This is a genomic window from Acinetobacter sp. Colony158 (assembly GCF_019264745.1).
GTDB lineage: Bacteria > Pseudomonadota > Gammaproteobacteria > Pseudomonadales > Moraxellaceae > Acinetobacter > Acinetobacter ursingii.
Window position 1 is genome coordinate 2,113,477 of the sequence record NZ_CP078523.1, and the last position, 250, is coordinate 2,113,726.

The 250-nt window shown below is 39.6% G+C and carries 1 protein-coding gene; it reads right to left on the minus strand.

Going from position 1 to position 250, the window contains the following annotated elements; all coding sequences use genetic code 11:
* Positions 1–40: 40 nt before the first annotated feature.
* Positions 41–250 (minus strand): integrase core domain-containing protein (locus tag JR005_RS14785; RefSeq protein ID WP_228731672.1); only part of this gene is annotated, 210 nt, incomplete at its 5' end.

Below are 250 nucleotides of genomic sequence, written 5' to 3' on the forward strand. Positions count from 1 at the left end.
GGGTAATCCTCCCATAAATAACTGAATTTAAAAGTAGAGGTTAAGCAGCCATCAAAGGTGGTTTGCCTCCGTTAGCTTGATGTGGTCGTTCATGATTGTAGTGCCACAACCACTGTGTTGCATAATCTTGTACTTGCTCCAATGTATCGAACAAATGTTTGCTCACCCAACTATAACGCTTTGTACGATTGAATCGTTCGATATAAGCATTTTGTTGTGGCTTGCCTGGTTGAATATATTCAATACGTAT